Source organism: Marisediminitalea sp. (genome assembly GCF_984433645.1).
In genome coordinates this window covers 1-5,729 of record NZ_CFIDRX010000227.1, presented here as the reverse complement: position 1 = coordinate 5,729, position 5,729 = coordinate 1, and the positions used below count along the sequence as shown (strand labels likewise).

Sequence of the window (5,729 nt, the reverse complement as noted above, 5' to 3'; positions counted from 1 at the left end):
TTGCGTCAAACGCCGGAGGCGGTGTCATAGTGTTGTCTACCATGAACAGCAAGTTATTTTCTTCACACCACTGCCCAATCGCACGGGCATCAGATACCTGTGTCACCGGGTTAGCAATCGTTTCAGAAAACACTGCCCGCGTATTCGGTTGTTTCGCTGCAATCACATCCTGTATAGAGGTCACGTCTACAAAGGTAAGTTCCACTCCGAAATCCTGCAACGTGTCCATAAAGCTACGAGTGTTGCCAAACAAGTACTGGCTCACAATAATGTGGTCACCCGCTTTGAACAGCGACAAAAACGTGCTGGTGATTGCAGCCATACCCGTTGCGAAGCAAACGCTGGTCAGTCCGCCTTCCAAATCCGCAACCATATTTTGCAGTGCAACGACAGAGCCAGACGAAGAACGCGAATATACGTGCCCTACTTTTTTACCCTGAAACACATCCACTAAATCTTGTGATTGTTTAAATTCAAAAAGAACTGAATTTGTAGTACTGCTATGCACTGCACCGTCTGTAGGCTGATTCAAAAGGCGATCAGCATGAATCTGACGGGTGGTTACTCCCAGTTTTGTCACGCGTTGGGCTCCGTTACTGTTTGCTGTGGATACTTGGCATCAATGGTGCGATAAAACGAGTAAATTGCGTCCATTGATGATGCTAAGTCGTCGGATACGGTAAGAACCGGACCAAACACCAACGCTCTGCGTCGATAGTCCAATCCTACACATTGAATGGGGATTCTAGCGGTTTGCGCAATGTAAAGAAAGCCGCTTTTCCAGGGGAATACCGCTTTTCTTGTTCCTTCAGGTGCCAGCGCCAACACAAGCTCATCGGCATTATTAATCTGTTTCGCTATGCTTTGCACCACACCATGCGCTTGGCTGCGCTCTACAGGTATGCCGCCTATCTTGCGCATAAAATAGCCCAGCGGCGGCGTAAAAATGGTGTGTTTCCCAAAAAATGACAGCCGTATACCCAGTGCAAACATCACTGCCACACCAATGATGAAGTCCCAGTTAGACGTATGAGGCGCCACAGCTATAACCATTTTAGGCTGGTTTGCCATTTGCCCATCAATTTTCCATCCGCGTTTGTCCAGCCACCAGCGACATAAACGACCGAACCATCCCGGTTTTCTGGAGGGCACTTTGTCAGGCAATGAATAACACGCAAAAGACTGCTTATCGTGCATAGTTAACCTTTATAATTATGATTATTCAGCCCCAATCCTAGCATAATTGTTAAAGTTCGGCGCATTCTCGCTACAGATACCAGGGCGATTTCGTTACACTTGAAGCCTGAATTTACCTTATGGCAACGTTTGCCGGGTTGTAGCATGTGTATTATTTTTGCTGCGGTACAACAGCATCCTGATTATCCGCTTATTATTGCGGCAAATCGTGACGAGTTTTACGCTCGTCCGACTGCCCCTTCCTCATTCTGGCATACCCACCCGGATATGCTGGCAGGTAAGGATTTATCTGCTGGAGGCACCTGGATGGGCGTTACGCGTAACGGCCATATCGCAGCACTTACCAATATTCGCAACCCGGGTGCTCACAGTGACAGCAAGAAAACACGGGGTGAACTGGTCGTTGACTATCTGACTGACCAACCGTTAACCGGCCGGCACCTGGAAACCCTGAAGTCTTCTGCAGACCAATACAACGGATTCAATTTTTTATTTGGTCATTACCGGCACCTTGCTGTGTTCAACAGCGAAACCAAACAACACGCCTTTTTAGGACCGGGTGTGCACGGATTATCGAATGCGTCACTGAATACGCCCTGGCCAAAAGCGCTGAGGGGAACCGAAGCCCTGCAACAATATATACAGGACACACGCATACTGGATGTTGATCGATTGTTTACATTGCTGCGCGATCCAACTCAGGCACAGGACAATCAGTTACCTGACACCGGCGTCTCATTTGAATGGGAAAAAGCCTTGTCTTCCATCTTCATCCGTACCCCTGAATACGGTACGCGCAGCTCGACGGTGTTACTCGTGGATCAGGCACAAAACGTAAATTGGTATGAATGTCACTATTCCGCCGAGGGAATACCAGACCAAATGCAACACTTTAGTTGGAAATCAGCCTAATTTTAGGATGATTTTCTATTCGTATTTGATCTCGATAGTGGCATAATGCGCAACCTGTGCTAACACGCCCGTTTAGCATACAATGCCTATAACGCATCGGCGCAATTGCGCTGCAATTTTTATTGTTATCAGCAGGCCCGTTTTCAGCCCGTGATAACCTTGACTAATGAAATCGTGAGGACATATCGTGTTTGAAGTGCTACCCCAACTTGCCCCGGATCCTATCCTTGGTTTATCTGCTGCGTATAAGCAGGACAGCAACCCTAGTAAGATTGATTTAGGTGTAGGTGTTTATAAGGACGAACAAGGCAATACCCCTATTCTGTCAGCGGTAGCAAAAGCGCAGCAAGTTCTGCTGGAGCGTGAAACTTCTAAAACCTACATTACTCCACAAGGTGTTCAGGGTTTTATCGACGGTATGCTGCAGCTAATTCTAGGTGCACAGAGCCCTGTTCTGCTGGCTGACCGTGTTGCCGCTGTACAAGCACCCGGTGGCTGTGGCTCTCTGCGTATTCTTTCTGAATTACTGACGCGTGTGAATGCAGACACCAAAGTATGGGTAAGCGACCCGACGTGGGCTAATCACATTCCATTGATTGGTAATGCGGGCCTGACTATTGAAACTTATCCCTACTTCGACAAAGCATCCGCGTCTATTCGTTTTGATGCCATGATGGAATGCTTGCGCCAGGTTAAGAAAGGCGATGTAGTATTGCTTCACGGCTGCTGCCATAACCCAACGGGTGCAGATTTGACCAAAGCTCAATGGCAGGAAGTAATGAATGTCGCTAAAGAGCGTGAATTCCTACCGTTCGTGGATATTGCTTATCAAGGCTTTGGCGATAGCCTGGAAGACGACGCTTATGGCGTGCGTTTGCTGTGTGAAAACTTACCTGAAGTGATCATCGCAGCGTCCTGCAGCAAGAATTTCGGTTTATACCGCGAACGTGTTGGTCTGGCTGCAATTGTGTGTGCTGACAACAATACCCGTAAAATTGCCCAAGGCCAAATCCAGAGCGTTGCACGTGGTATTTACTCCATGCCGCCAAGCTACGGCGGCGCATTGGTCGACATTATCCTGTCTGACGACGCGCTGAAACAAGAGTGGGTAAATGAAGTTGATGAAATGCGTGTGCGTATGCGTACATTGCGTGAACTGTTAGTCAACAAGTTAGCTGAGTACGGCGCCCAGAAAGACTTCAGTTTTGTTAACGACCAAAAAGGGATGTTCTCATTCCTGTGTATCACCCCTGAGCAAGTACAAAAGATGCGTAACGAGCACAGTGTTTATTTTGTAGACTCAAGCCGTGTTAACGTTGCAGGTATCAGCCTGGCTAACGTAGACACTTTGGCAAAAGCGATGGTAAAAGTCATAAACGCTTAATATCGCTCAAACAAGCGTGCTGAACTCAGTGCGCTTGTTACTTTTACCCCGAACAAGTCATACTCAACGCTAAACGGATTTTAGCTGTCATTATTTGATTCAAAGGTACATGGATGAAAATTACCTGCTTTCCAAGATGTCTTTTTTTAGCTGCATTATTTCTGCTTTCGGCCTGCAGCACGCTTGGCAATATCGAATTACCTACTACACCCGTTATTTCACTTAACGGTTCCACTGTGATTTTCAATGGCCCAACCTCGGCAAAAAACGCACGGGCGTTTGTGGAGTTTATAAAAGAAAACGACTTTATTACCCGATTACAGATAACCAGTAACGGTGGAGATGTATTCGGTGGCATGGACATTGGGAATATCGTTCACCAGCACAAGTTGGATGTTGAAGTACATGATTATTGCTTTTCTTCTTGCGCCAATTACATCGCGACAGCCGCTAATACTGTCATTGTAAAAAAAAATGGGCTGATTGGTTGGCATGGCAGCGCTCTCCAGCCTGTTTTCAGCTCGCTCGAAGTGCCCGTCTACGCAAAATTTATTTTGACGCTATCTGGTAAAGATTGGCAACGAGAGCATCAACAGTATCTGAACAAATGGTATCAGCGGGAGGTTGAGTTCTTTCGTAACATTGGCGTGGATCACATGATCACAGCCATTGGCCTAATGCCTGGATTTATAGAACGCCGCGATGCAGAGTTATTCAGTTACGACGTACAAACACTGAAATCACTAGGCCTTCGAATTGAATTCGAGGATCGTCAATTAGAGGCACAGGCTGGCGGTGAGCGGTTCGTTCAAATCTTCCATATTGAACAAGACACATTAGCAACCCTTCGCAGCAACTTTAACAATGCCTTACGGGAAGCCAACGCGTTTGCGGATTAAATTTTATCTGTAAGGCAACTATACAAAAATTGCTTAAAAATAGGACCAATCAAATCCAGTGAGTCATTCAGGCGATGATCACCGGGCACCAAATGTAAGCTGGCACTCTGCGCTTTTGCAAAACGCAGTACATTTTCCACAGGAATAATTTCATCCTGCCAACCATGAACGCAGGATACCGCACAGTTTACCGGGTAATCCTGTTGGTAATAATTTGGCATGTAAACCGCAGGCGCCAATAGGAAAACGCCTTTCACATCGTACTCCATTGCTGCTACCAGCGAAACATAGCCACCCATACTGGATCCGACCAGAATAATTTCTGGTTCGTCAGCCGGTAACGTCTCTTTTAACAATGCGACGCGTTCTTCCGGATCTTGCGTGGCCGAATAATCAATACTTTCGACCTGGCATCCCATTTCCTCGGCAATGTCAGCTAAAAATCGAATTTTGGTGCCCCACGGGCCACTTTCTTTGCCGTGCGAAAAATAGACTTTCACGAATGTTCCTCCTAATGGAACACCGATTATCGCCAATCAAATTTAAATAACAATGACATTTATCTTACGATAACCCTAAATAGGCGAATTAATAAAATAACGCAATATTTAACAGAGGGTTATGCAGCTACACTTGTCGTAGTTAAATAGGCTCGCTGAACCATTGCCTGTAATTTCTTACTGGCTTTAACGTACTTCGCGTCGCGCTGATAAAACACCTGCTCAATGATTTTACCTTGCGAATTTATCAGGAAGCTTGCCAACCTGGCTTTGCGATGAGGCAAATAAAAATGATGGAGTATCACGTTTTGTGTTGCCGGCAGGTTGGTGATCAACTGATAAAAACAAAAAGGCAGTTTGTAATGAGCGGCTCGAGGATCATTGCCGCTCCAATTCATTACTTGCTGGAACGTGTCTTGTGACTCAGCCGTTTTAATACCGTGACGCAGTATAAGTTCATCAATAGTTTTTAATCCGGTATTCATATCACACCTCTTACTTGTCTGGATATACAGTACTGTATATCTAGACAGCAATCAAGCATAAATGTGCAACAAATGACCAATTAGATTCAAAATAAACCGAATACTTTTAAATGGCATAAAAAAACACCGTGCTAACGAACCAGGTCAACACGGTGTTTTTAGCCCAATGGCTTACTTTGCGATAATCTCGTCGTTACCTGTTGAAGAGCCTACCTGCGCACGTGTAGGCTTTCTGAACAATTGACGGAAGTCATCTAGAATAACGTACAGCGCAGGTACCAGCAGCAAGGTGATAACCGTCGCACACAAAATACCGAACGCCAATGAAATTGCCATAGGTATCACTACCTGA

At 45.9% G+C, this 5,729-nt stretch carries 8 protein-coding genes; 3 read left to right on the top strand and 5 right to left on the bottom strand.

The window, feature by feature from the left end:
- A partial coding sequence (locus AC4MRN_RS19075; protein ID WP_491204191.1) for a PLP-dependent transferase occupies positions 1 to 580 on the bottom strand: 580 nt, incomplete at its 3' end.
- Positions 577 to 1,197 (bottom strand): lysophospholipid acyltransferase family protein, encoded by a 621-nt coding sequence (locus AC4MRN_RS19070; protein ID WP_491204190.1) that lies wholly within the window; start codon positions 1,195 to 1,197, stop codon positions 577 to 579. The genes AC4MRN_RS19075 and AC4MRN_RS19070, both read right to left, overlap by 4 nt.
- Positions 1,198 to 1,341: 144 nt before the next feature.
- On the opposite strand from AC4MRN_RS19070, the gene AC4MRN_RS19065 reads away from it, so the two are divergent.
- The 3 genes from AC4MRN_RS19065 (at position 1,342) to AC4MRN_RS19055 (ending at position 4,392) form a co-directional block, all read left to right on the top strand.
- Positions 1,342 to 2,109, top strand: coding sequence for an NRDE family protein (locus AC4MRN_RS19065; protein WP_491204192.1), 768 nt, complete (start codon positions 1,342 to 1,344; stop codon positions 2,107 to 2,109).
- Between the two features lie 187 nt (positions 2,110 to 2,296).
- On the top strand, positions 2,297 to 3,493 hold the full coding sequence (locus tag AC4MRN_RS19060) for an amino acid aminotransferase (RefSeq protein ID WP_491204189.1): 1,197 nt from the start codon (positions 2,297 to 2,299) through the stop codon (positions 3,491 to 3,493).
- A gap of 113 nt (positions 3,494 to 3,606) precedes the next feature.
- Positions 3,607 to 4,392 carry a Clp protease/crotonase-like domain-containing protein gene (locus AC4MRN_RS19055; RefSeq protein ID WP_073324669.1) on the top strand — a complete coding sequence of 262 codons (786 nt, stop codon included), beginning with the start codon at positions 3,607 to 3,609 and terminating at the stop codon, positions 4,390 to 4,392.
- Here AC4MRN_RS19055 and AC4MRN_RS19050 read toward each other — a convergent pair.
- The 3 genes from AC4MRN_RS19050 to AC4MRN_RS19040 form a co-directional block, all read right to left on the bottom strand.
- On the bottom strand, positions 4,389 to 4,892 hold the full coding sequence (locus AC4MRN_RS19050; protein WP_073324670.1) for a YqiA/YcfP family alpha/beta fold hydrolase: 504 nt from the start codon (positions 4,890 to 4,892) through the stop codon (positions 4,389 to 4,391). The two genes, AC4MRN_RS19055 and AC4MRN_RS19050, sit on opposite strands and share 4 nt — an antisense overlap.
- 119 nt (positions 4,893 to 5,011) lie before the next feature.
- Positions 5,012 to 5,377, bottom strand: a complete 366-nt coding sequence (locus AC4MRN_RS19045; RefSeq protein WP_073324671.1) for a hypothetical protein — start codon at positions 5,375 to 5,377, stop codon at positions 5,012 to 5,014.
- A gap of 171 nt (positions 5,378 to 5,548) precedes the next feature.
- On the bottom strand, positions 5,549 to 5,729 hold a 181-nt coding region (locus tag AC4MRN_RS19040), incomplete at its 5' end, for a hypothetical protein (RefSeq protein WP_491204188.1).

Coding starts and splice junctions, on each gene's coding strand:
- AC4MRN_RS19070 (WP_491204190.1), bottom strand. CDS start 1,197: ATGCACGATAAGCAGTCTTTTGCGTGTTATTCATTGCCTGACAAAGTG.
- AC4MRN_RS19065 (WP_491204192.1), top strand. CDS start 1,342: ATGTGTATTATTTTTGCTGCGGTACAACAGCATCCTGATTATCCGCTT.
- AC4MRN_RS19055 (WP_073324669.1), top strand. CDS start 3,607: ATGAAAATTACCTGCTTTCCAAGATGTCTTTTTTTAGCTGCATTATTT.
- AC4MRN_RS19045 (WP_073324671.1), bottom strand. CDS start 5,377: ATGAATACCGGATTAAAAACTATTGATGAACTTATACTGCGTCACGGT.